We start from the raw sequence: 19,774 nt of genomic DNA, 5'->3' as shown, positions 1-19,774 counted from the left end.
GTCATTTGCCGCCTACAAGCGTGAAACACAAAAACCGCGCAGGACAACCCGATGACCGCCACCATTTTCGCCAATGCGCGCCTGATCGATCCGGTGGCGCTGACTGACGGACTGGGCGGGATACTGATCAGCGATGGTCAGATCGTGGCGATCCATGAAGCTGACATGCCGTCCCCCAAAGACGCCAACGTGATTGATTGCGGCGGCATGTGCCTTGCCCCCGGCATTGTCGATATCGGGGTGAAGGTTAGTGAACCGGGCGAACGGCACAAGGAATCCTTCCGCTCTGCCGGGCAGGCCGCGGCGGCTGGCGGGATCACCACAATTGTTACCCGCCCCGATACCCTGCCTGCCATCGACACGCCCGAGACGCTGGAATTCGTCGAACGCCGCGCTCAGGCCGACGCGCCGGTCCATGTTCTGCCCATGGCCGCCCTGACCAAAGGGCGCGAAGGGCGCGAGATGACGGAAATCGGGTTCCTGCAGGATGCAGGCGCCGTCGCCTTTACCGATTGCGACCGGGTGGTCAGCAATACCAAGGTGTTCAGCCGTGCCCTGACCTATGCAAGCAGCCTTGATGCACTTGTCATCGCCCATGTCCAGGAACCGATTTTGTCCGATGGGGCCGCCGTGACATCTGGTAAATTCGCGTCCTTGCGGGGGTTGCCCGGCGTGTCGCCTATGGCCGAACGTATGGCGCTGGACCGCGATATCAGCCTGCTGGAAATGACCGGCGCCCGCTATCACGCCGACCAGATCACCACCGCCCGCGCCCTGCCCGCGCTGGAACGGGCCAAGCGGAACGGGCTGAACATTACCGCCGGGGTCGGTATCCACCATCTGACCCTGAACGAGTTGGACGTGGCCGATTACCGAACGTTCTTTAAACTGAAACCACCCTTGCGCAGCGAAGACGACCGGCTGGCAGTGGTGCAGGCCGTGGCCGACGGGTTGATCGACATCATCAGCTCCATGCACACCCCACAGGACGAAGAAAGTAAGCGCCTGCCGTTTGAGGAAGCGGCCAGCGGGGCCGTCGCCCTTGAAACACTGCTGCCTGCCGCCTTGCGCCTTTACCACGCGGACATGATCGACCTGCCGCGCCTGTTCCGGGCGCTGTCGCTGAACCCGTCGCGGATCTTGCGACGTAACAGCGGGCGTCTGCTGCCCGGAGCACCCGCCGATCTGGTGCTGTTCGATCCCGATGCACCGTTCCAGCTGGATCGGACGCAACTCTTGTCGAAATCCAAGAATACACCGTTCGACGGGGCCAAGCTGCAGGGCAAGGTACTGGGCACCTGGGTGGACGGCCAACGAATATGGGAGGGCGCTTAGATGCCACCGATCGAAACTGCGACCAGTGTCCTGATCCTGTGGGGGGTGATCGGCTATCTTTTGGGGTCGATCCCCAGTGGCATGATCCTGGCACGGGTGATGAAGCTTGGTAACCTGCGCGAGATCGGGTCAGGCAATATCGGGGCCACCAACGTGCTGCGCACGGGGAACAAGACAGCCGCCGCCCTGACACTCCTTTTCGATGCGGCCAAAGGGGCCATTGCCGTCTTTCTGGCCGGCACGCTTGCCGCGCTGGATGCCGCACAGCTGGCGGGGCTGATGGCCTTTATCGGGCACTGTTTTCCGGTCTGGCTCAAATTCAAGGGCGGCAAAGGGGTTGCCACCTATCTGGGGATTATCGGGGTGCTGGCCTGGCCGATGTTGCTGGCCGGCTGCGCGATCTGGCTGATCGTCGCGGCCGTGTTCCGCTACTCCTCAGCGGCGGCATTGGTGATGGCAGGCTGGTTGCCTGTTGTCATGATGTTGACCGGCTATGGGTACATGGCATTTCTCAGCATGGCGCTTGGCCTTCTGATCTATGCCCGGCACTGGAGTAATATCCAGCGGATGAAGGCCGGGACGGAAACCAAGATCGGTGCGAAAAAGACCCCGGAAGCGCCTTAAGGCACGGCACCCCCGGCAGCCATACCTGCTACTTTGCCGCCATCTGTTCAACGGCATCGGCGGTGCGTTTCGTGTTGTGGTAAATACCCAAGCCCAGATACATGAACCCGGCGATCATCACGACATATAGCACGCCAACAACCAGAATGCCGATACCCGGTACAACACCGCTGATCGTGCTGCCATCCGCTTGCGGCATACCGGTGACCATCACCCCGATTCCCCCCACAACAACACCCAGCAAAAGAAGAATCACAAATAAACCAATGAGCGCCTCAAGCGCCCGAATAAAGAAATCACGCATAATCTCGTTCCTTTAAGTTGATTGCGTGGGCCAAGTGTTAGCAGGCAAGTCCCGTGAACGCACCGCCGGAAAACCAGACTTGAGAGCCGGTATTGACTGATTGGCGCCTATCTCAACTTGACTATGTCGTACATACTGTTATTTCTGTTTATACAGAAAGAAACGATATACACATAGAGTGATGCAATCGAACGACTGATGACCAAAGCAATCGACCAAACAATCACTGCTGCTCTTGCTGGCCCGCCACGCTATGCCGTTGACCCCATCGCCTTTGTCGGCGCGCTGATCCTGGCCCCGGTTGTCGCTACACTTCTGAGCTTCTGGACGGTCATCGGCCTCGTCGCCCTTTTGATAGGTGCCATCCCATATCTCCTCATCGGCACCCCGCTGCTTCTCTGGGCCGTCGGCCGCGTCCCGCCTTGCTTTGGCACCTACGCGACGCTCGGCTTTTGTGCCAACCTAGTGCCCTTCGGGGTCTTCGCCCTGATGACCATGTTGGATCTTGGCCCGCGCGAGATGGCGCCGGGAATGATGTTCATATTCGGGTTCGGCATGATCTTTGGCGCGCTTTGGGCCGGGACCTTTGGATGGCTTTACGCCCGGTTCCACCGCAACTTCCGTATTCTTCAAACCTGACGAAAGGACATCCCATGTTCACCTATTTCATCCTTTATTTCGGGCTGGCCGCCTGCGCGCTGGTTGCCCTCGCTGTCATGATCTTTCGCATTGGGGCCGCGCTGACCGATTGCCCGATCACCGGTCGGGCCGCACGGGCCGGGGCGCTCACAATCGTGTCCGGCTTTGCGGCCATCGGATCAGGCGGGATCATCCTGATAGCGGCCTTTGCAATGGTTCTTGTGCCCGGTTTGACCTTGGCAGGGCTGATGGGCGCGCTTGGTTTGTCGCTCCTCTGCCTCGGGCTGGGGTTTACACAGGCCGTGGCATCACTGCGTGATGTAATCGCGCAAGCCGCCGCAGCAGTGAAAGCCTAAGGTCACAGACATCAATAACTGTATTCGGCGTAAATCCGTTTCAGGTCGCCATCCCAATCGCCATTGTAATGGGCCAGCAACTCATCCGCAGGTGTCTGGCCCGTTTCAACAGTTTCCTTCAGCGCATTCAGGAAATGGGTTTCATCCCCGACAAGGCCACCGGCCCCCGGGCGGGCACGGGCCTTCAAACCAGCCTCTGAAATCGCGACAACCTCACGGGCCAGATCGTGCATGTCGATGCCATCCACCTTGGCCTGAAGCCCGTCAATTGACGCGGCCACTCGCAGCGCCTCGCGCTGTTCGGCGGACCAGCCTTTACAGAGGTCCCACGCGGCATCGAGCGCCGCCTGGTCATACATCAGACCCACCCACAACGCCGGCAAGGCGCAAAGCCTGCGCCATGGACCACCATCGGCACCCCGCATTTCGATAAACTGCTTGATGCGTGCTTCTGGGAACACGGTAGTCAGATGATCGGCCCAGTCGGACAGCAAGGGCTTTTCCCCCGGCAGCGCAGGCAATTCACCTTTCAGAAAATCGCGGAACGACATGCCCAGCGCGTCGATATATTTGCCGTCGCGGTAGACGAAGTACATCGGCACATCTAAGACCCAATCCACCCAGCGTTCAAAGCCCATCCCGTCCTCGAACACCCAGGGCAGCGTACCGGTGCGGGCATCATCCAGTGACCGCCAGATGCGCGAGCGCCAGGATTTATGGCCGTTGGGCTTGCCTTCGAAGAATGGGGAATTGGCGAACAGGGCGGTCGCCACCGGCTGCAAGGCCAGTGCGACGCGCAGTTTCTGCACCATGTCGGCCTCTGATCCGAAATCAAGGTTGACCTGCACGGTGCAGGTCCGGCGCATCATCTGGGTGCCGTGGGTGCCGACTTTTTGCATATAGGCATCCATCAGCTTGTACCGGCCCTTGGGCATCAGGGGCATTTCTTCGTGGGTCCATTCCGGGGCCGCACCCAGCCCGATGAACTTGACCCCGATCGCGTCAGCGACGGCCTTTACTTCGGCCAGGTGGTGGTTCACCTCGTCACAGGTCTGGTGGATATTTTCCAGTGGGGCGCCTGACAGTTCCAGCTGCCCGCCCGGTTCAAGGCTGACATTGGCGCCCTCCTTGGTCAGTCCGATGATATGCTCGCCCTCGTGCACCGGGGACCAGTCGAACCGGTCACGCAACCCTTCCAGCACGGCCTTGATCGACCGCTGGCCGTCATAAGGCAGCGGGCGCAGCGAATCCTGACAATAGCCGAATTTCTCGTGCTCGGTGCCGATGCGCCATTGGTCCTTGGGCTTGCAGCCTTTGGACAGAAACTCCACCAACTGATCGTAATGCTCGATCGGGCCGCCACCGGACTGAGGGATTGACATGAAGGGTGCTCCGTCTCGCGAAAATCAGGTCTTCAGGCTGACCTGAACCAACCGGGGCGTCAATGCAAGAGCGGACGGGTCCGCGACCACACCGTCACCCGCACATCGGGTGTGTGCGAAAGCACGTCCAACACGGTGCCGGTCTGGATATCGGGCAAGGCCGCAAAGACATCAAACAGATCCTCGGCCCCGACGGCATTGACAGGGATGGCTATGCGTTGCCCGCCCATCCCCGTCAGGATCCAGCTGGGCGCGGGATAGGTGGTGGGGTCCAGCTCCAGCATATTGACGTCGTCCATATCCATGACACCGCCATCTAACGGGCCGAAATAGGCCAGCCTGCGTTCGCGGATCTGGACCACGCCTGGCCCCTCGCCATCTTGGGCAAAGCGGACCCGCTGCACCGCCGCCCAGCCCCAGGCCAGCCCCACAATGATCGCGACACCGCCCAGCCAACGGACAATCCCGATCCCCTGCCACAGCCACCAAAGCCCCAGCAGGCAAAGGCCGCCCGCGATCAGCACCTCGCGCCAGCGCCAGACAAAGGCGCGTAATTCAGGGCGGATGAAATCAGCCATGGATCACCTGTGGCTCCGCGTAATCAAGAATGGCGAATGATCCGCAGCGGCGGAACCCGATCGCCTCATAGGCCCGCGCCGCCGCCGCATTCGCCGCTGATAACACCGCGTCCCTGACCCCATTTTCGCGCACCTCGGCAAGATGCAGCGCGACGGCCAGCCGCGCGTAACCCCGGCCACGCTGATCAGGCGGCGTATAGACCCCGCCCACCTGCACAACATGCGGCAGGACCGCGTTGAAACCGGTCATAGCCACCGGCGCCTGTCCCTTGACCAATATCCGATGCGTATCCAGTTCCAGATAATGGGTCACGTCCGCCATCGCCCGGTCCATTGCGTCCTTCGGTTCATAGTCCATCGCCTCTTCACAAAAGGCCGCGCGCCAGCGGGTTGCGGTTTCGAGCGAAGCCTCGTGCAGGCTGAGCAACCGGAACCCCAGCGCATCCGGCATGATCAGATCGGTCAGCGACAGGGCATAATGCGGCTCGATCTCATCCAGATCGCCCCGCGCCGTCAGCCCCAACGCGGCGCGGCAAGCCGCGACCTGATCAGCCGCCCCGATAATGCTGCGCACAGGCTGGCCCGCCAGCACCACAGCCACCTTGCCCCATGGCCCCGTCGGACAGATGGGAAACACCCGCCCTTCATCCGACACGCCCAACACATCGGTCACCTCTCCCGCTGCCCAGCGCAGCCAGAACCGCATCGCACGCGGATGGCCACCTGCCATACCGTGTCGCGCGAGATTGGACAGCGGAAACATCGCCTCAGCGAAATGTCTGTGCAAAAACGCCTCGATCATCGGGCGGTCCGCCTCGGTCGCAGCAATCATGGGACTACCAGCCGCTGCGGGCCGTCAAACAGCAACAGCGTCCAGTCCCCGATCCGTTCAAACCCGATGGCGCGATAGGCGCGCGCAGCCATGTCACTGGCGGAAAACAGGGTCGCGCGGTTCACGCCACGCGTTGCGGCCTCAACCAGATGCAGCGCCAGCGCCCGGCGGGCATAGCCATGACCCCGCAGATCAGGGGGCGTATAGACACCACCGATCTGCACGATATCCGGCAATTGTGCATTGAACCCGGTCATGGCCAGCGGCGTCTGCTCCTCCATCAACACCCGATGACTGTCGCGGGCAACGTAGTTGGCATAACTGCTTTCCACCATCTGCCCGGCCTCTCCCGCAGGGGTGTTCAGCGCAGTCAACTGATAGTCCAGCATCCAGCCTTTAATCACATCAGCCGGGGTATCCTGCAGCGGGCGCAACATACCGGGTCCATCCGGCAGGGTCATCCGGTCCAGTTCCAGTAGAAAATGCGGCTCATCATGATCCAGCGTGCGGGGGGCATCGGCGAAGCCCTGCGCCTCGACCCCGCGCACCTGATCCGTTGGACCAATGATCCCCATCAGGGGGCAACCCTCCATCGCTGCCACGGCCGCAGCATAATCAGCCGAAGGCAGAAACGGCATCGCCATCCCGTTGTCGCACAGGGTCATCACATCGGTGACGAGGCCATCGCGACGGGCGATCCAGCAGGTCACCGCATAATCACTGCCACCCGCCATCCCGTAATGGGCCAGATTATTCAGGGGAAACATGGCAAACGGGGCATGGGGCGCCAAAAACGCCTCGATCTCTGGACGATCAGCTTCGTTGGCACGGATCATCGGAAACGCTCCGCATCTATCGGGTGCCAGCCGGTGTCCGGTTCCCGATCAGGGCGGTCATCGTAGGGCGCACGGACAAATTGCTGTTCCATCTCGGTAAAATCCCGGATCAGCGACAACTCCATCCCCTCGCGCCGATAAAGCCGCCCACCTTGGGTTTCGTAGCGATCCATCGCGGAAGATCGAACCGGCACATCGCGCCCGAGTAAACTGTCACGGACATCATTCGGCAGCGGTGCGGGCTTACCATTCAACAACCGCAACCCGGTGCGGCAATCCTTGGTCACTTTGCCAGCGACCACCTTCCGTAGCCCATCGGCACGCCCACGAATGTCGCGAAGCGGCGCATCGCCGTTCAGACGGTAAAGACCGTTGCCCAGAAACGATCCACCGCCAAGCCAACTGTATTCATGCGGAAAAAGGGCCAGGGCGGTAAACCAGGGCGGGCGGCTGATCACGGTGTAATTTGCGGTCGCCTCCGTCTCCGGATAGGCGTCCCGCACCGCATAGATGAAATGTCTGCCATCCGGCGACAGATCACAAACATCCGGCTGCACGGATTTCTTCAGCCACTGCCCTTCGGTGAACGTGTCTGTCGCCCGATCCCAGGCGATCAGATTGTAGAGCTGCCTGCCGGCCCTTCGCAGAATCAGCGCGCTGTCATTCTCTGTCGCAAAGAACAGGTGAAGCTGGATCACAGGCGGCGTGCTCATCCCCAATCCCCCAGCGCCTGTTGCCAGACCGTCAGCGCCGCGACCGCAGCCGTATCGGCGCGCAGGATGCGCGGGCCAAGGCTGATGGGATGCGCAAAGGGCAGGCTGCGTAGCCGGTCACGCTCTGCGTCCGAAAACCCGCCCTCCGGGCCGATCAGGATCGCCCAGGGACCAGGTATCGCGGGCAAGGCTACCGCGTCCCCGATCAGAAGTTCATCACAAAACATCAATTGGCGGCCCTCTGGCCAGTCGGACAGCACACGGTCCAGCTTTGCCAGCCCGTCCACTGGCGGCACAAAGGTGCCCCCGCATTGCTCGGCGGCTTCAACCGCATGGGCCTGCAGCTTGTCCTGCCGGATACGGTCGGCATTCTGGGTGAACGCAGTCTGCACGGGCATGATCCGCGCTGCCCCCATCTCCACCGCCTTTTCCACGATAAAGGCCGTGCGCTCCTTGCGGATCGGGGCAAAGAGCAACCACAGGTCTGGGGGCATCTGCAATGCCTGCGTCTGTGCGCGGCAAACCAGCACCCCGCCCTTCTTGCCCGCCTCGGCAACCTCGGCATCCCATTCGCCATCTTTACCGTTGATCAGCGACAAAACCGCACCAACAGGCAACCGCATCACCCCAAACAGGTAATGCGCCTGCTCCCGCGACAGTGGAACCGATTGCCCTTCCCCCAGCGGGTGATCTACAAAAAGCCGAACCTTGGATGCCATGAGGCGGACCATATGACCGAGAACGCCCAGACACCAGAGCCCGCGGGGACCGTTGCTGATGCCGTCAAAGGCAACTGGGTGGACCGGTTGGCACCACGCTTTGCACGGCCCTATCTGCGGCTCAGCCGGGCGGACCGACCCATCGGGACATGGTTGCTTTACCTGCCTTGCCTTTGGGGGTTGTCGCTGGCCATTCTGGCCACCAACAGCGCCAGCAACCATGACCTGTGGACAGTGGTGGGGTGTGGGATCGGGGCGTTCCTGATGCGTGGGGCGGGCTGCACCTGGAACGATATCACCGACCGGAACATTGACGGGCAGGTTGAAAGGACACGATCACGCCCGATCCCTTCCGGTCAGGCCAGCGTGCGCGCGGCCCTCATCTGGATGATCGCGCAGGCTGTAATCGCCTTTTTCATTCTGATCACGTTCTACCAAACCGCCATCTGGCTGGGAATCATCGCTCTGGCCCCTGTGGCGATCTATCCTTTTGCAAAGCGGTTCACCTGGTGGCCCCAGATCTTTCTGGGGCTGGCCTTCAACTGGGGCGCTCTGCTCGCCTGGGCGGCGCATACCAATAACGTGGGGCCAGCGCCGCTGGTTCTCTATATGGCGGGTATCGCCTGGACGCTGTTTTATGACACGATCTATGCCCATCAGGATACCGAAGATGACGCCCTGATCGGGGTGCGGTCTACCGCCCGGCTTTTTGGGGAGGATACACGCAAATGGCTGCGGCTGTTCCTGACAATCACCGTCATCCTGTTCGGGGCGGCCGTTGTGATGGCCTGCCACGAAAGGTCGATCCTGTCACTGGTGATTGCCATCGGTGGACCATGGGCCATGGGCTGGCATCTGACATGGCAGTTGCAGCGTTTCGATGCCGACGACAATGACGGGTTACTCCGGCTTTTTCGGTCAAACAGAAACGCCGGGCTGATCCCCCTGCCATTTTTCGCTATCGCCTTTCTGGTATGATTGAACACCGGCCCGGACGGGCCTATGCAGTCAGCACCTGAATCATACGGACTTCCATGCGACTTTCCGCTCTTCTTCTTCGTCTGTTCGTCTTTGCGCTGGCCGGTGTCGGCGCATTCTTTGCGGCACGCACAACCGTGACCGTGGTCGAGGAACGGTCAGTGATCGCCGTACAGGATAGCCTTTTGGATAAGGGATATGAATGGGCCACGGTGCTGGGCGATGGATTGCAGGTCATCCTCGAAGGGCAGGCCCCGACAGAGGCGGTGCGGTTCCGCGCAATTTCCGCCGCCAGCGAAATGGTCGATGCCAGCCGGGTGATCGACAACCTGTCCGTCGCCGATTCGGAGATCCTCGCCCCCCCGGAATTCGCCATCGAGATCTTGCGCAATGACAGCGGCGTGTCGCTGATCGGGCTGATCCCCGCCGACACTGACCGCGATGCGCTGGCCGACCGGATCACCGACATCGCCGATGGGCAGCCCGTCACAGATCTGCTTGAAGTCGGCGATTACCCAACGCCACCCACATGGCGCGCCGCACTCAATTATTCCTTGCGGGCGCTTGAGATGCTGCCGCGCTCCAAAATATCGGTAAATGCGGACCGGGTTGCGGTGAATGCGATATCTGACAGCCCCGAAGAAAAGCGGCAGTTGGAAACGGCGCTGGCCCGCAATACGCCAGAAGGCGTGCGTCTGGCCGTCAGCATCAGCGCGCCGCGACCGGTGATTTCCCCCTTCACCACGCGCTTTACCATTGACGATGCCGGTCCGCATTTCGACGCCTGCGCTGCCGATACCGAGGAGGCGCTGGCGACCATCCTCAAGGCCGCATCAGAGGCAGGTTTTAACGAACGGGCCAATTGCACGCTGGCCTTGGGCGCCCCGTCGCGCACCTGGGGCGAGGCGGTGGCGATGTCCATCAGCGCCATCGGTGAACTGGGCGGCGGCACTGTCACGATTGCCGATACCGACGTAACGCTAATTGCGCCGCTGGGCACCGGCCCGGGTACATTCGACGATGTGGTGGGCGAGCTTGAAAACGCCCTGCCAGAGGTTTTTGCCCTGACCGCCGAATTGCCGGTGGCCGCCGTGGTCACGGCCGAAGGGCCACCGCAATTCACCGCCACGCTCAGCCCCGAAGGTCAGGTGCAACTGCGCGGGCGGATCCCCGACGACGTGACCAATACCGTGGCCGAAAACTTTGCCTCCGCCAAATTCGGGCAGCGCCAGATCACCATGGGCACTCGGGTCGTTGACGGGCTGCCTGCTGGCTGGTCGGTCCGGGTCCTTGCCGGGATTGAGGCACTGTCGGAACTGTCCAACGGGGCGGTCATCGTCCAGCCCGACACGGTACAGGTCAGGGGCAACACAGGGAACGAAGATGCCAGCGCCGCAATATCGCGGCTGCTGATCGAAAAGCTGGGGCAAGGTGCGATCTTCGAAATTGATGTCACTTACGTCGAACAGCTTGATCCCATCGCAGGGCTGCCCACGCCCGAGGAATGCATCGACCAGATCAAGATCGTGACCGAAAACCGCAAGATCACCTTTGATCCCAGTTCGGCCGATATCTCGGCCTCGGCCCTTGCGGTTGTGGATGACATCGCCGAAATCCTCAAACGCTGCGGCGATCTGCGCATTCGGGTGGCAGGCTATACCGACAGTCAGGGGCGCGAGGAAATGAACCTCAACCTGTCGCAACAGCGGGCTGAATCGGTCCTGACAGCGCTGCGCGCCCGTCGGGTTCCGGTCAGCACCTTCGACGCCATCGGATTTGGTGAGGCTGACCCCATTGCCGATAACGACACCGAAGAAGGCCGCGAGGCGAACCGACGGATCGAATTCAGCCTGATCATCCCGGAATCGACCGCCGAGGAAACCAGCATACTGGACGAGATTGCAAGCGAGACGCCAGTGCCCGAAAATGGCACCGACGAAACCGACGGCGAATAGACAAGGGCAAGACGTTGAACAGAACCGAATTCATCCTCGCGACCGCCATAATCCTTTTCGTGGCTTTTGCCCTGGGCTGGTTTGCCAGTTGGCTGGTCAACCGTTTTACCCGCGTGACCAAGGCCGAAATCGGTGAGCTGGACAAAATGGCCCAGGCCCTGCACGAGGCCGAGGAAACCCGTGATCAGGCGATCACCTATCTGCAGCAACGCGAGGCCGAGATGACCAACCAGCTGTCCCAGACGGAGGCAGAGTTGCGCGCCGCCATGGACGGGCTGCGTGAAGCACGGCACGAAACCGAAGAACTGCGCGCCTATATCGAACGGCAGAACGCAGGTTAGGCCCGACGCCCTTCAAGCGCAGTGAACGATCAAATCCATCATCGGTCGTCTGCTGGGGCGGACATAGCGGCTCTGACCGCTCTTAGCTGTTGAGGTCTTCGATCACAATCGGCCCGGCGGCAATGCAATCCGCCCCTTCGCATGTCAGCCTGTCGGCAGGCAACCGCATTTCGGTACCGCTGATCGTGATGATATAGGTGTTATCCTCGAACCCGACGAATTCGCCGTGGAAACGGACAGTCTGATCCAGCGATGTCAGGGTGATTTCGCCCGCTGACAATGCAGCAGGGGCCAGCGCCAGACCAATCATCAGTGACGTGCGGGCGATGCGGCCAAAGGCAGTAAGGGGGTTCTTCATGGCAGGGTATCCTTTTCTTTGGGCCACCCTGTCCGTCAGTTTCACGGCATTTTTGCGGCAAATCAGCCAGCAAATACATCTTTAATTGGGCTTTTTTGTCCTGCCGAAAACCACCGATTCCTGCACGGCAACAAACGCCATTGCGATGGCTTAGTTGTTCGCCTGCGGAAACGATTATCGGCCCTCCATGCGCTGCAAGGCCGATACGTCAGGGATGATCAGCCGCTGGCATCCGCTGTCGCAACAGGCTCGAAATTCAAACAATTCGCACCCGCGCAGTTCATTTTTGCAGCCGATACGCGCATCTCGATACCGTTAATGGTGATGACGTAGGTGTCGACCTCGAAACCGACATACTGACCGACCAACCGCACCGTGTTGTCGGGTGATGTCAGGATGATTTCATTGGCCTTGGCGGTCATTGGCAACAGCGCCAAACCTGCAACTGCCGCCATCCGCGACAAAGAAGCGATACTCGTTAACATAAACTGGTTCCTTACTAGATGACCGCATCGGGCCAAACACTGATACTTTTACACAAGTATGAACTATTGGCTGTGATTTTCAGCACAAAAGCTAACTTAAGGTTAACATGACCAGCGCACGCCGCGTTAAACCGGCGAAATTGGCGCGAAGGGTCCGACGTTTTGCCGACGTAAATCCGACGCGATGCCGACCGGCCTTTCTGACCAGAACCCCAGTGTTAACTGATGATTCGCCAATTACGGCGAAAACCCGGTGTTGCGTGCGTTCGCAGCCCCCCACCGAACGTTGCGCGCCGCCCCCTTTCACTTGCCCGCGTTGCGCGGTAATAGGCCCCACTTGCAACCAAGGAGCCAGCCAATGGGCTATCGAATCGTCGTCGCAGGTGCCACGGGCAATGTGGGCCGCGAAATGCTGAATATCCTTCACGAACGGGCCTTCCCCGTTGATGAAATCGTCGCACTTGCCAGCCGCAAATCGCTGGGCAGCGAGGTCAGCTTTGGCGATAAAACCCTGAAAACCCAGGACCTTGATACGTTTGACTTCACCGGCTGGGATATCGCGCTTTTCGCCATCGGATCGGACGCGACCAAGACTTATGCGCCCAAGGCGGCCAAGGCCGGTTGCGTCGTCATCGATAACTCATCGCTGTATCGCTATGACGCCGATGTGCCGCTGATCGTGCCCGAGGTGAACGCTGACGCGATCCACGGCTATGCCAAGAAAAACATCATCGCCAACCCCAATTGTTCGACCGCGCAGATGGTTGTGGCGCTCAAGCCGCTGCATGACCGCGCCCGGATTAAGCGTGTGGTGGTAAGTACTTACCAATCCGTGTCCGGCGCCGGCAAAGGCGGCATTGATGAGCTGTGGGACCAGACAAAATCAATCTACAATCCCACCGACGACAAGCCGCCCAAGCAGTTCACCAAGCAGATCGCCTTCAACGTGATCCCGCATATCGACAAGTTCATGGATAGCGGCGAGACCAAGGAAGAATGGAAAATGGTGGCCGAGACGAAAAAGATCGTCGATCCCTCCATTAAGGTCACAGCAACCTGTGTGCGTGTACCAGTCTTCGTGGGGCATTCCGAGGCCGTGAATATCGAGTTCGAGGATTTCCTGGACGAGGACGAAGCCCGCGACATCCTGCGCGAGGCTCCCGGCGTGATGGTGATCGACAAACGCGAGGATGGTGGCTACGTCACCCCCGTCGAATGTGTGGGCGACTTTGCGACCTTCATCAGCCGGATCCGTCAGGACAGCACAATCGACAACGGGCTGAACCTGTGGTGCGTGTCGGACAACCTGCGCAAGGGTGCGGCGCTGAATGCGGTGCAAATTGCCGAGACCCTTGGACGGGAATGCCTGAAAAAAGGCTAACCTAACCCTTTGATTTTACTGCGGGGCGTCCAGCGGGCGCCCCTTCTTGTTTCGATCTGTCAGCTTTCGTGAAGCCAGTCCGCGACGGAAACAGCACCGCCCACCGTTCAATCCTCATATCCCAAAACAGAGGAGTCACGGATATGAAAACGACAACGGTTCTGCTCTGCGCGGCAGTCACAATCGCCCTGCCCGCAACGACCTTTGCCGATGGTCACCGCAATCTTGATCGGATCGAAGACCGGATTGACCGCATCGAAAGCCGCCGCGACGAACGGGTTGATCTGGGCCCGCGCGACGTCATCGAGGATCGTATCGACCGGGCCGAAAGCGTGCTTGACCGCGCCGGTATCGAAAACACGCCGCGCATCGACCGGCACGAGCGGCGCAGCTGGTGGCGGCGCTGGCACTAACAGATTAAGGCCCTGCGCATGTTGCAGGGCCTGACAACCACTACTCTGAAAAATATTTGCATTGCGACCAAGGATTGGCACCTGCGTCCCGTCAAAGCTATATCAATGACGAGCGACATTTGCAGGAGAACCCAATGTTTCGCCCTTTACTTACGACCAGCCTGATCGCGCTGACCGCGCCCGCCTTTGCTGACACATTCACCGCCGAGGCACGTGTGGATACCGTCACCATTTATCCCGGCGTGGCCACGATCATGCGTCAGATCACGCTGGATCTGCCCGCGGGACGGCATGAGATTATCGTGCCCGATCTGCCTGAAAACCTGAATGCCCAAGGCTTGCGGCTCGCGGCACCTGATGGCGTTCAGGTCGGTGCCGTGAACCTCGCCTATGATCGGCTGCCGGTCACCCCCGACCAGACGTCGCCCGAGATCGTGGCCGCCAAGGAAGAGGTCGAGCGACTGGAAGATATCCTGCGCCAACGTGATGTTTCCATTGCTGAAATCCGGTTGCGCGTGAAAGCGGCAGAAGAACAGGTGGCGTTTTTGCAAAGCCTGTCGCAGGCCAGCGCGGGCGAAACCCTGACCGCCTCTGCCATCGCCGACATTCAGGCGCTGGCTCAGATGGTGGGCACCGAAACACTGCGCGTCCGGCAAGAGGCCTTCGCCGCCGAGGAAGAGGCCAAGGCGGCGGAGCGCGCCCGGGAAGATGATGTCGAGGTGCTCGACGATGCCCGGCGCGCATTGGCCGCTCTGATGGCCCCGGAAAGTGACGGGTCCGTCCTGACCTTTACATTGGACGCGGCAGAGGCGGGTGAGGTCACCGTCGATATCAGTACCTTGGAAGGCTACGCGAACTGGTCGCCGGTCTATGATGTACGGCTGACCACTGGCGACGCGCCGCAACTGGATATCGACCGGTCGGTCGTCGTCAGCCAGCAGACAGGGCAGGATTGGTTGGATGTAAAGCTTGTGCTGTCGACCGCCCGCCCCGGTGAACAGATTGCCCCTGGAGGGGTCTGGGCGCCGTTGCGCCGGATTATCTCGGAGGAAGAGCTGGAGCGCGACCGGCGCGAGGTCTTTATGATGGACGAAGCACCGATGATGTCGCGGTCGGTGGGTGCCGTCACGGCCGCCCCGATGGAAATGGCCGAGCAGGAATTCAAGGCGACGGCGAATTTCAGAGGCGCATCAGTGACTTACACCTACCCGGGCACGGTCGATATCCGGAATGGGGTCGAGGATCTGCGCCTGCCGTTGGATCAGTTGAACCTGGAGGCCGAGGTATGGGCCGAGGCTGTGCCAAGCCGCGACAGCATCGCGTATCGGATGGCCGAATTCACCAACACGACGCCAGAGCTGTTGCTGCCAGGACAGGCCCTGCTCTTTGCCGATGGCACCATGATCGGGTTCAGCCAGTTGCCGCTTCTGGCCGCAGGGGCTGAGACGGAGATGGGATTTGGCCCGCTTGACGGCATCGTGCTGACCCGGGCCACGCCAAACAAGAGTGAAGGTGAAAGGGGCGTGTTTTCCAGCGCCAATCAGCTGACAGAACAGGCGATCATGAGTGTCGAAAACCTCACCGGGCAGGATTGGGATGTGCTGTTGCGCGACGCGATCCCCTATTCCGAACAGGACGATCTGGAAGTGACATATGAGGCCAGCCCGCGTGTGACGCGGACCAATCCGGAAGGGCAGCGCGGCATTCTGGAATGGGATCTGACAGTGCCAGCGGGCGAAAAGCAGGAGGTCACACTGGACTACACGCTGACCTGGCCCAACGGCTATGTGCTGCAATAATCGCCAGCAGACACCACAACGTAAGATGGGTTTAAACCCATCTTACCGGCGGATCTGCTGCGTCTAAAACCGTTCGGCGCGCAAGACCTGCGCGTCGGTGATGCTGACCACGCCGATATGTTTTTCGACAACAGCAAAGGCCGCCTCCAGTAGCCCATCCAGCCGCTCGGGCTTGATCAGGCAGACCACTGCCACCATACCCGATTGCCCCACTTGCCCTGCCCTGCTCCATTGTCCGGATCGCCCCGATCCGCCGCGCACCGGCAGGATAGTGTAGCCGGTCACCCCGGCCTCCGTCAGGGCTTTGGTCAACCGGCGTTCCAAAGGCGCCTCGATCACGATTTCGACCCGTTTTGCGGTATGCGTTTCCATGTCAGCCTCCGGTCACGATTTGGGCGATGGCCAGGTAAAGCGGGATGCCCAGCGTCAGGTTAAACGGGAACGTCACCCCAAGCGAGAGGGTGAGGTAGATCGACGGGTTCGCCTCTGGCAAGGCAACCCGCATGGCCGCAGGCACCGCGATATAGCTGGCCGAGGCCGACAGCACCATCAACAGCACAGTCCCGCCCAGCGACAAGCCGATCAGCACGCCCAGCGTCAACCCGATTGTGGCACTGATCAGCGGCATCAGAATGGCAAAGCTGACAGCGCCCAGCCCCAAAACGCCCCGCGACTGCCGCAGCCCACGCCCTGCGATCAACCCCATATCCAGCAGGAACAGGCACAACACGCCTTTGAAAGGCGCCACGATGAAGGAACTGATTTCTTCCAGCCCTTTTTCGCCCGTGACCGCCCCGATAAAGAACGCCCCGACCAGCAACACGATGGAGCCGTTCAGCAGAAGCTCGCGGATCAGCCCCGGTTCCATTTTTCCGCCGTCACCACCGCGCGCCACAAGCCAAAGTGCGGACAGGATTGCAGGCGCCTCCATCGCGGCTGCTACAGCAACCATATACCCTTCGGCCTCGATCAGCCGCCCTTCCAGAACAGAGGTTCCCGCCACGAAGGTCACAATGCTGATGGATCCGTAATGGGCCGCAACCGCCGCTGCATCGATACGTGACAAACCAGTCATCAACTTGAGCAGTGCAAAGGCAATGAGCGGCAGACCAAAGGACAGCCCCAGACCTGCAATAATCGTCAGGATCAGCGTCGTATCCACCCCATGCGCGCTGACCGCCACGCCGCCCTTGAAGCCGATAGCGAACAGCAGATAGATCGACATGCCCTTCGCCACGGCCTCGGGGATAGTCAGGTCGGACCGGGCCAGTGCCGCTGCCAATCCCAGCGCAAAGCTGAGGATGATCGGCGAGATCAGGTTCGCCCCGGCCAGTGAGAGTATCTCGTTCATCGCCCGCTCCCGTTCAGGTTTCGTGCTTCATGATTGAACCTCCGTTCAATGACAAGAGACAGCAGCAAAGGCGACGTCAACGCGGCATGGCGACAGGGGCGGGCCTAATCCTCGAAAAGCTCGTAAAGCGTGGAATGGAGCAACTGCTGATGCGCGCCGAACCTAACGACGATACTGTTCTGGTCAGGCAAGATATAAAGGACCTGCCCGCCATGCCCCAAGAAGTACGCAAACGGTCCCTGCGTTCGCGCTTCTGCACGGTCCAGCACATCATGCCGCACATGCAAACCATAGACACCTTGTGCCCTTTCGGTGGTGGGAAGCGGCGGCATTATGAATTCCTGCCACATCGCCGACGGCAAAAAAGGCTGATCCGCAGTCCCATTATCCATCAAAAAGCGGCCAACACGCATCCAGTCCAGCGGACGCGCGTAAAGGCAGCAATAGGCCGATACCCCGCTGCCATCCGGATATTGCCGCCAATGCGCGCCGGCGGCACCCGCTGGCTTCCAGATCATCTCGGACAGCAGCTGTTCCAATGGTAGATCATAGACCCGTTCCAGCAACCGACCAAGAATGGCGGTGTTCGCGCTTTGGTAGCTGAAGTGTCCGCGCCGCCCCTCATCGACATGAAGCTGCGCCAGGCTGTCATCAACACCATAGGCGTGGATACGGGCAAGTGGCCCAAAAGGTGAAAATCCGGCGTCTTCGACCGGCTTGTCCCAGTCACCCTCGGGCGCCAGGCCACTGGTCATCAGCAGGGCTTCTTTCACGGTAATGTCGGGCGCATCGGGCCCCAGGATGGTGCGTACAGGCGTATCAAGACTGGCGATCTTTCCGTCCGCAACCCCACGCAGGACCAGCGCACCCACGAGCCCCTTGACCAGTGAATAGGAGTTGAGGCGCGTTTCGCGATCGAGTCCAGCGCCATAGGCCTCGATCGTCAGTCGGCCTGCATTTTCCACTAGCAGGGCGCGCCCATCACTTTGCGCAAAACGTATTTCCGCGGCATGGGGTGGTGCCATACCGGCAGGTGGCTGGGTGGGGTCACTGACCCCAGCAACAAGAGCGTGACGACCGGGTGCAGGCCAAACCGGCTGCGGAAATCCTTCTGGGACCAATACGAAGAATTGCGGCGCCAGCACCCAGATCAGCGCCACCACGACCAGTAGAAACGCGATTGACCGGTGCAGCCACCGCCTAAACCGCAACAAAACCGCCCGTCGTCGGATCATAGCCTTCCAGCCCGCCTTCGCCGATCTCGTTCCAGAGCCCGTGCAGCGTCAGCATGTCATTCTCGACAGCCTCTTTCACGAAAGGGAATGTCATCAGGTTGCCCAGCGATATGACGACCGATGCTTTTTCCAGCGCCCGTTTGCGGGTCTCGTCATCGCCATCGGGCAAGCCGTCAAAGCCCGGCCGCAGGATTTCCATCCAGCGCCCGACGAAGCTGGTTGGTTCTTCAAGCGCCGGGGCGTTGCCCGAACACATGTCATAGCAGCCCTCGACCCCGCCACAGCCGGAATGGCCCAGCACGATCAGATGACTGATCTTGAGCGCGTTGATCGCGTATTCGACGGCGGCAGAGGTGCCGTGATGATGCCCGTCCGGATTATAGGGCGGCACCAGATTGGCGATATTTCGGTGGATAAAGAACTCGCCCTGATCGGCCCCGAAGATCGAGGTGACATGCACCCGGCTGTCGCAACAGGAAATCACCATGGCTCTCGGATGCTGGCCGTCCTCGGCCAAATGGCGATAGAAGCTCTTGTTTTCGGCGTAGGTCGTGGCCTTCCAACCCTTGTACCGGGTCACAAGATAGGCTGGCAGCGGACGCGCGTGTTTCATATTCTTTGTCCCTCGCGATGTTGTCCGTAGATACGTTGCATTTTCATGGATTTCGAGAGATTTTTCTTTTGGCTCTCAACCTTCTGGGAACCTTGATGACCTAAATCGGTCGCATGACAAATATTACACATCTCCAGCCCCACGCGGCCGAACCCGATCAAGGCATTATCGTTCTGCGGTGCCCGGATCAGATGCATTTCGATCCCGCGCCGTTGAATCGGCTTTATGCGGAAAAGGCGGCATATGAGGCAGAGGAGGTTGTGTGCCGCGTGCTGGAAGATATCGCCATGCGGCTTGATGCTCTGCAAAATGCGCTGGCGGACAGCGATTTTGGCAAAATGGTCAAACCGGCCAATCGTGTCGCCCTGATTGCCGATCAGATTGGCCTGACAGAGGTGTCAATTGCCGCCAGTCACGTCTCGACCTGTCTGAAACAACGCGACGGTGTCGCGCTGGAGGCGACGATGGCCCGTCTGGAACGCAGCTTTGACGTGGCCGTTTCAGAGGTGTGGAACTTCCGCGAGATGTAGGGCCTTGCAGGCGGGGG

The 19,774-nt window shown here is 60.3% G+C and carries 24 protein-coding genes; 11 read left to right on the top strand and 13 right to left on the bottom strand.

Annotation, left to right across the window (positions count from 1 at the left end):
- Positions 1-51: 51 nt before the first annotated feature.
- Complete coding sequence (gene pyrC / locus ACFWW2_RS22695) at positions 52-1,335, top strand: dihydroorotase (protein ID WP_393932161.1); 1,284 nt, start codon at positions 52-54, stop codon at positions 1,333-1,335.
- Complete coding sequence (gene plsY / locus ACFWW2_RS22690; RefSeq protein WP_393932159.1) at positions 1,336-1,959, top strand: glycerol-3-phosphate 1-O-acyltransferase PlsY; 624 nt, start codon at positions 1,336-1,338, stop codon at positions 1,957-1,959.
- Between the two features lie 28 nt (positions 1,960-1,987).
- On the opposite strand, the gene ACFWW2_RS22685 is transcribed toward plsY, so the two are convergent.
- The gene (locus ACFWW2_RS22685) at positions 1,988-2,263 is read right to left on the bottom strand and encodes a hypothetical protein (protein ID WP_393932157.1); all 276 of its coding nucleotides are present in this window, start codon (positions 2,261-2,263) and stop codon (positions 1,988-1,990) included.
- 198 nt (positions 2,264-2,461) lie between these two features.
- Between ACFWW2_RS22685 and ACFWW2_RS22680 the strand changes: the two genes are divergently transcribed.
- Both ACFWW2_RS22680 and ACFWW2_RS22675 read left to right on the top strand, forming a co-directional pair.
- Positions 2,462-2,902 (top strand): hypothetical protein, encoded by a 441-nt coding sequence (locus ACFWW2_RS22680; protein ID WP_393932155.1) that lies wholly within the window; start codon positions 2,462-2,464, stop codon positions 2,900-2,902.
- Positions 2,903-2,916: 14 nt separating this feature from the next.
- Positions 2,917-3,258, top strand: a complete 342-nt coding sequence (locus ACFWW2_RS22675; protein WP_393932153.1) for a hypothetical protein — start codon at positions 2,917-2,919, stop codon at positions 3,256-3,258.
- Between the two features lie 11 nt (positions 3,259-3,269).
- Here ACFWW2_RS22675 and ACFWW2_RS22670 read toward each other — a convergent pair whose 3' ends face one another.
- From ACFWW2_RS22670 to ACFWW2_RS22645, 6 genes are read right to left on the bottom strand one after another with little or no spacing between them, the layout of a single operon-like run.
- On the bottom strand, positions 3,270-4,640 hold the full coding sequence (locus ACFWW2_RS22670; protein ID WP_393932152.1) for a glutamate--cysteine ligase: 1,371 nt from the start codon (positions 4,638-4,640) through the stop codon (positions 3,270-3,272).
- Between the two features lie 59 nt (positions 4,641-4,699).
- Positions 4,700-5,218 (bottom strand): hypothetical protein, encoded by a 519-nt coding sequence (locus ACFWW2_RS22665; RefSeq protein ID WP_393932150.1) that lies wholly within the window; start codon positions 5,216-5,218, stop codon positions 4,700-4,702.
- Positions 5,211-6,050, bottom strand: a complete 840-nt coding sequence (locus ACFWW2_RS22660; RefSeq protein WP_393932148.1) for a GNAT family N-acetyltransferase — start codon at positions 6,048-6,050, stop codon at positions 5,211-5,213. Before ACFWW2_RS22660 ends, ACFWW2_RS22665 begins: the two co-directional genes overlap by 8 nt.
- Entirely contained in the window at positions 6,047-6,886 is an 840-nt protein-coding gene (locus ACFWW2_RS22655) for a GNAT family N-acetyltransferase (RefSeq protein WP_393932146.1), read from the bottom strand. The genes ACFWW2_RS22660 and ACFWW2_RS22655 overlap by 4 nt, the downstream gene beginning before the upstream one ends.
- Positions 6,883-7,599 (bottom strand): hypothetical protein, encoded by a 717-nt coding sequence (locus tag ACFWW2_RS22650; RefSeq protein ID WP_393932144.1) that lies wholly within the window; start codon positions 7,597-7,599, stop codon positions 6,883-6,885. Before ACFWW2_RS22650 ends, ACFWW2_RS22655 begins: the two co-directional genes overlap by 4 nt.
- Positions 7,596-8,318 carry a 16S rRNA (uracil(1498)-N(3))-methyltransferase gene (locus ACFWW2_RS22645; protein ID WP_393932142.1) on the bottom strand — a complete coding sequence of 241 codons (723 nt, stop codon included), beginning with the start codon at positions 8,316-8,318 and terminating at the stop codon, positions 7,596-7,598. Before ACFWW2_RS22645 ends, ACFWW2_RS22650 begins: the two co-directional genes overlap by 4 nt.
- A 12-nt stretch (positions 8,319-8,330) precedes the next feature.
- On the opposite strand from ACFWW2_RS22645, the gene ubiA reads away from it, so the two are divergent.
- The 3 genes from ubiA to ACFWW2_RS22630 are packed head-to-tail and all read left to right on the top strand — an operon-like array spanning position 8,331 to position 11,592.
- Positions 8,331-9,296, top strand: a complete 966-nt coding sequence (gene ubiA, locus ACFWW2_RS22640; RefSeq protein WP_393932140.1) for a 4-hydroxybenzoate octaprenyltransferase — start codon at positions 8,331-8,333, stop codon at positions 9,294-9,296.
- Positions 9,297-9,352: 56 nt separating this feature from the next.
- Entirely contained in the window at positions 9,353-11,251 is a 1,899-nt protein-coding gene (locus tag ACFWW2_RS22635) for an OmpA family protein (protein ID WP_393932137.1), read from the top strand.
- Positions 11,252-11,265: 14 nt separating this feature from the next.
- Entirely contained in the window at positions 11,266-11,592 is a 327-nt protein-coding gene (locus tag ACFWW2_RS22630; RefSeq protein WP_393932135.1) for a hypothetical protein, read from the top strand.
- A gap of 82 nt (positions 11,593-11,674) precedes the next feature.
- On the opposite strand, the gene ACFWW2_RS22625 is transcribed toward ACFWW2_RS22630, so the two are convergent.
- Positions 11,675-11,950, bottom strand: coding sequence for a hypothetical protein (locus tag ACFWW2_RS22625; protein WP_393932132.1), 276 nt, complete (start codon positions 11,948-11,950; stop codon positions 11,675-11,677).
- A 218-nt stretch (positions 11,951-12,168) separates the two neighbouring features.
- Positions 12,169-12,435 (bottom strand): hypothetical protein, encoded by a 267-nt coding sequence (locus ACFWW2_RS22620; RefSeq protein ID WP_393932130.1) that lies wholly within the window; start codon positions 12,433-12,435, stop codon positions 12,169-12,171.
- Positions 12,436-12,793: 358 nt separating this feature from the next.
- Between ACFWW2_RS22620 and ACFWW2_RS22615 the strand changes: the two genes are divergently transcribed.
- From ACFWW2_RS22615 to ACFWW2_RS22605, 3 genes are all read left to right on the top strand, one after another.
- Complete coding sequence (locus ACFWW2_RS22615) at positions 12,794-13,816, top strand: aspartate-semialdehyde dehydrogenase (RefSeq protein WP_393932128.1); 1,023 nt, start codon at positions 12,794-12,796, stop codon at positions 13,814-13,816.
- 143 nt (positions 13,817-13,959) lie between these two features.
- On the top strand, positions 13,960-14,229 hold the full coding sequence (locus ACFWW2_RS22610; protein ID WP_393932126.1) for a hypothetical protein: 270 nt from the start codon (positions 13,960-13,962) through the stop codon (positions 14,227-14,229).
- A 134-nt stretch (positions 14,230-14,363) separates the two neighbouring features.
- A complete protein-coding gene (locus ACFWW2_RS22605) occupies positions 14,364-16,028 on the top strand; it encodes a DUF4139 domain-containing protein (protein WP_393932123.1) in 1,665 nt (554 codons plus the stop codon).
- A gap of 63 nt (positions 16,029-16,091) precedes the next feature.
- Here the strand turns inward: ACFWW2_RS22605 and ACFWW2_RS22600 are convergent, their stop codons facing one another.
- The 4 genes from ACFWW2_RS22600 to ACFWW2_RS22585 form a co-directional block, all read right to left on the bottom strand.
- Positions 16,092-16,400 carry a P-II family nitrogen regulator gene (locus ACFWW2_RS22600; RefSeq protein WP_393932121.1) on the bottom strand — a complete coding sequence of 103 codons (309 nt, stop codon included), beginning with the start codon at positions 16,398-16,400 and terminating at the stop codon, positions 16,092-16,094.
- A 1-nt stretch (position 16,401) separates the two neighbouring features.
- On the bottom strand, positions 16,402-17,379 hold the full coding sequence (locus tag ACFWW2_RS22595) for a sodium-dependent bicarbonate transport family permease (protein WP_393932119.1): 978 nt from the start codon (positions 17,377-17,379) through the stop codon (positions 16,402-16,404).
- Positions 17,380-17,483: 104 nt separating this feature from the next.
- Positions 17,484-18,614 carry a serine hydrolase domain-containing protein gene (locus tag ACFWW2_RS22590; protein WP_393932116.1) on the bottom strand — a complete coding sequence of 377 codons (1,131 nt, stop codon included), beginning with the start codon at positions 18,612-18,614 and terminating at the stop codon, positions 17,484-17,486.
- Positions 18,580-19,227: a carbonic anhydrase gene (locus ACFWW2_RS22585; RefSeq protein ID WP_393932114.1), complete on the bottom strand. Its 648-nt coding sequence runs from the start codon at positions 19,225-19,227 to the stop codon at positions 18,580-18,582. Before ACFWW2_RS22585 ends, ACFWW2_RS22590 begins: the two co-directional genes overlap by 35 nt.
- Positions 19,228-19,340: 113 nt before the next feature.
- Between ACFWW2_RS22585 and ACFWW2_RS22580 the strand changes: the two genes are divergently transcribed.
- On the top strand, positions 19,341-19,757 hold the full coding sequence (locus ACFWW2_RS22580) for a hypothetical protein (protein ID WP_393932112.1): 417 nt from the start codon (positions 19,341-19,343) through the stop codon (positions 19,755-19,757).
- The last annotated feature ends 17 nt before the right edge of the window (positions 19,758-19,774 follow it).

The organism is Yoonia sp. R2-816 (assembly GCF_046762905.1).
In the GTDB taxonomy this organism is placed as follows: domain Bacteria; phylum Pseudomonadota; class Alphaproteobacteria; order Rhodobacterales; family Rhodobacteraceae; genus Yoonia.
The sequence above is the reverse complement of the archived record's forward strand: the minus strand, read 5'-3'. Positions and strand labels throughout refer to the sequence as shown.

Excerpts from the sequence above, each read along its gene's own strand:
- pyrC (WP_393932161.1), top strand. The coding sequence starts at position 52 with ATGACCGCCACCATTTTCGCCAATGCGCGCCTGATCGATCCGGTGGCG.
- plsY (WP_393932159.1), top strand. The coding sequence starts at position 1,336 with ATGCCACCGATCGAAACTGCGACCAGTGTCCTGATCCTGTGGGGGGTG.
- ACFWW2_RS22685 (WP_393932157.1), bottom strand. The coding sequence starts at position 2,263 with ATGCGTGATTTCTTTATTCGGGCGCTTGAGGCGCTCATTGGTTTATTT.
- ACFWW2_RS22680 (WP_393932155.1), top strand. The coding sequence starts at position 2,462 with ATGACCAAAGCAATCGACCAAACAATCACTGCTGCTCTTGCTGGCCCG.
- ACFWW2_RS22675 (WP_393932153.1), top strand. The coding sequence starts at position 2,917 with ATGTTCACCTATTTCATCCTTTATTTCGGGCTGGCCGCCTGCGCGCTG.
- ACFWW2_RS22670 (WP_393932152.1), bottom strand. The coding sequence starts at position 4,640 with ATGTCAATCCCTCAGTCCGGTGGCGGCCCGATCGAGCATTACGATCAG.
- ACFWW2_RS22665 (WP_393932150.1), bottom strand. The coding sequence starts at position 5,218 with ATGGCTGATTTCATCCGCCCTGAATTACGCGCCTTTGTCTGGCGCTGG.
- ACFWW2_RS22660 (WP_393932148.1), bottom strand. The coding sequence starts at position 6,050 with ATGATTGCTGCGACCGAGGCGGACCGCCCGATGATCGAGGCGTTTTTG.
- ACFWW2_RS22655 (WP_393932146.1), bottom strand. The coding sequence starts at position 6,886 with ATGATCCGTGCCAACGAAGCTGATCGTCCAGAGATCGAGGCGTTTTTG.
- ACFWW2_RS22650 (WP_393932144.1), bottom strand. The coding sequence starts at position 7,599 with ATGAGCACGCCGCCTGTGATCCAGCTTCACCTGTTCTTTGCGACAGAG.
- ACFWW2_RS22645 (WP_393932142.1), bottom strand. The coding sequence starts at position 8,318 with ATGGCATCCAAGGTTCGGCTTTTTGTAGATCACCCGCTGGGGGAAGGG.
- ubiA (WP_393932140.1), top strand. The coding sequence starts at position 8,331 with ATGACCGAGAACGCCCAGACACCAGAGCCCGCGGGGACCGTTGCTGAT.
- ACFWW2_RS22635 (WP_393932137.1), top strand. The coding sequence starts at position 9,353 with ATGCGACTTTCCGCTCTTCTTCTTCGTCTGTTCGTCTTTGCGCTGGCC.
- ACFWW2_RS22625 (WP_393932132.1), bottom strand. The coding sequence starts at position 11,950 with ATGAAGAACCCCCTTACTGCCTTTGGCCGCATCGCCCGCACGTCACTG.
- ACFWW2_RS22620 (WP_393932130.1), bottom strand. The coding sequence starts at position 12,435 with ATGTTAACGAGTATCGCTTCTTTGTCGCGGATGGCGGCAGTTGCAGGT.
- ACFWW2_RS22615 (WP_393932128.1), top strand. The coding sequence starts at position 12,794 with ATGGGCTATCGAATCGTCGTCGCAGGTGCCACGGGCAATGTGGGCCGC.
- ACFWW2_RS22610 (WP_393932126.1), top strand. The coding sequence starts at position 13,960 with ATGAAAACGACAACGGTTCTGCTCTGCGCGGCAGTCACAATCGCCCTG.
- ACFWW2_RS22605 (WP_393932123.1), top strand. The coding sequence starts at position 14,364 with ATGTTTCGCCCTTTACTTACGACCAGCCTGATCGCGCTGACCGCGCCC.
- ACFWW2_RS22600 (WP_393932121.1), bottom strand. The coding sequence starts at position 16,400 with ATGGAAACGCATACCGCAAAACGGGTCGAAATCGTGATCGAGGCGCCT.
- ACFWW2_RS22595 (WP_393932119.1), bottom strand. The coding sequence starts at position 17,379 with ATGAACGAGATACTCTCACTGGCCGGGGCGAACCTGATCTCGCCGATC.
- ACFWW2_RS22590 (WP_393932116.1), bottom strand. The coding sequence starts at position 18,614 with ATGATCCGACGACGGGCGGTTTTGTTGCGGTTTAGGCGGTGGCTGCAC.
- ACFWW2_RS22585 (WP_393932114.1), bottom strand. The coding sequence starts at position 19,227 with ATGAAACACGCGCGTCCGCTGCCAGCCTATCTTGTGACCCGGTACAAG.
- ACFWW2_RS22580 (WP_393932112.1), top strand. The coding sequence starts at position 19,341 with ATGACAAATATTACACATCTCCAGCCCCACGCGGCCGAACCCGATCAA.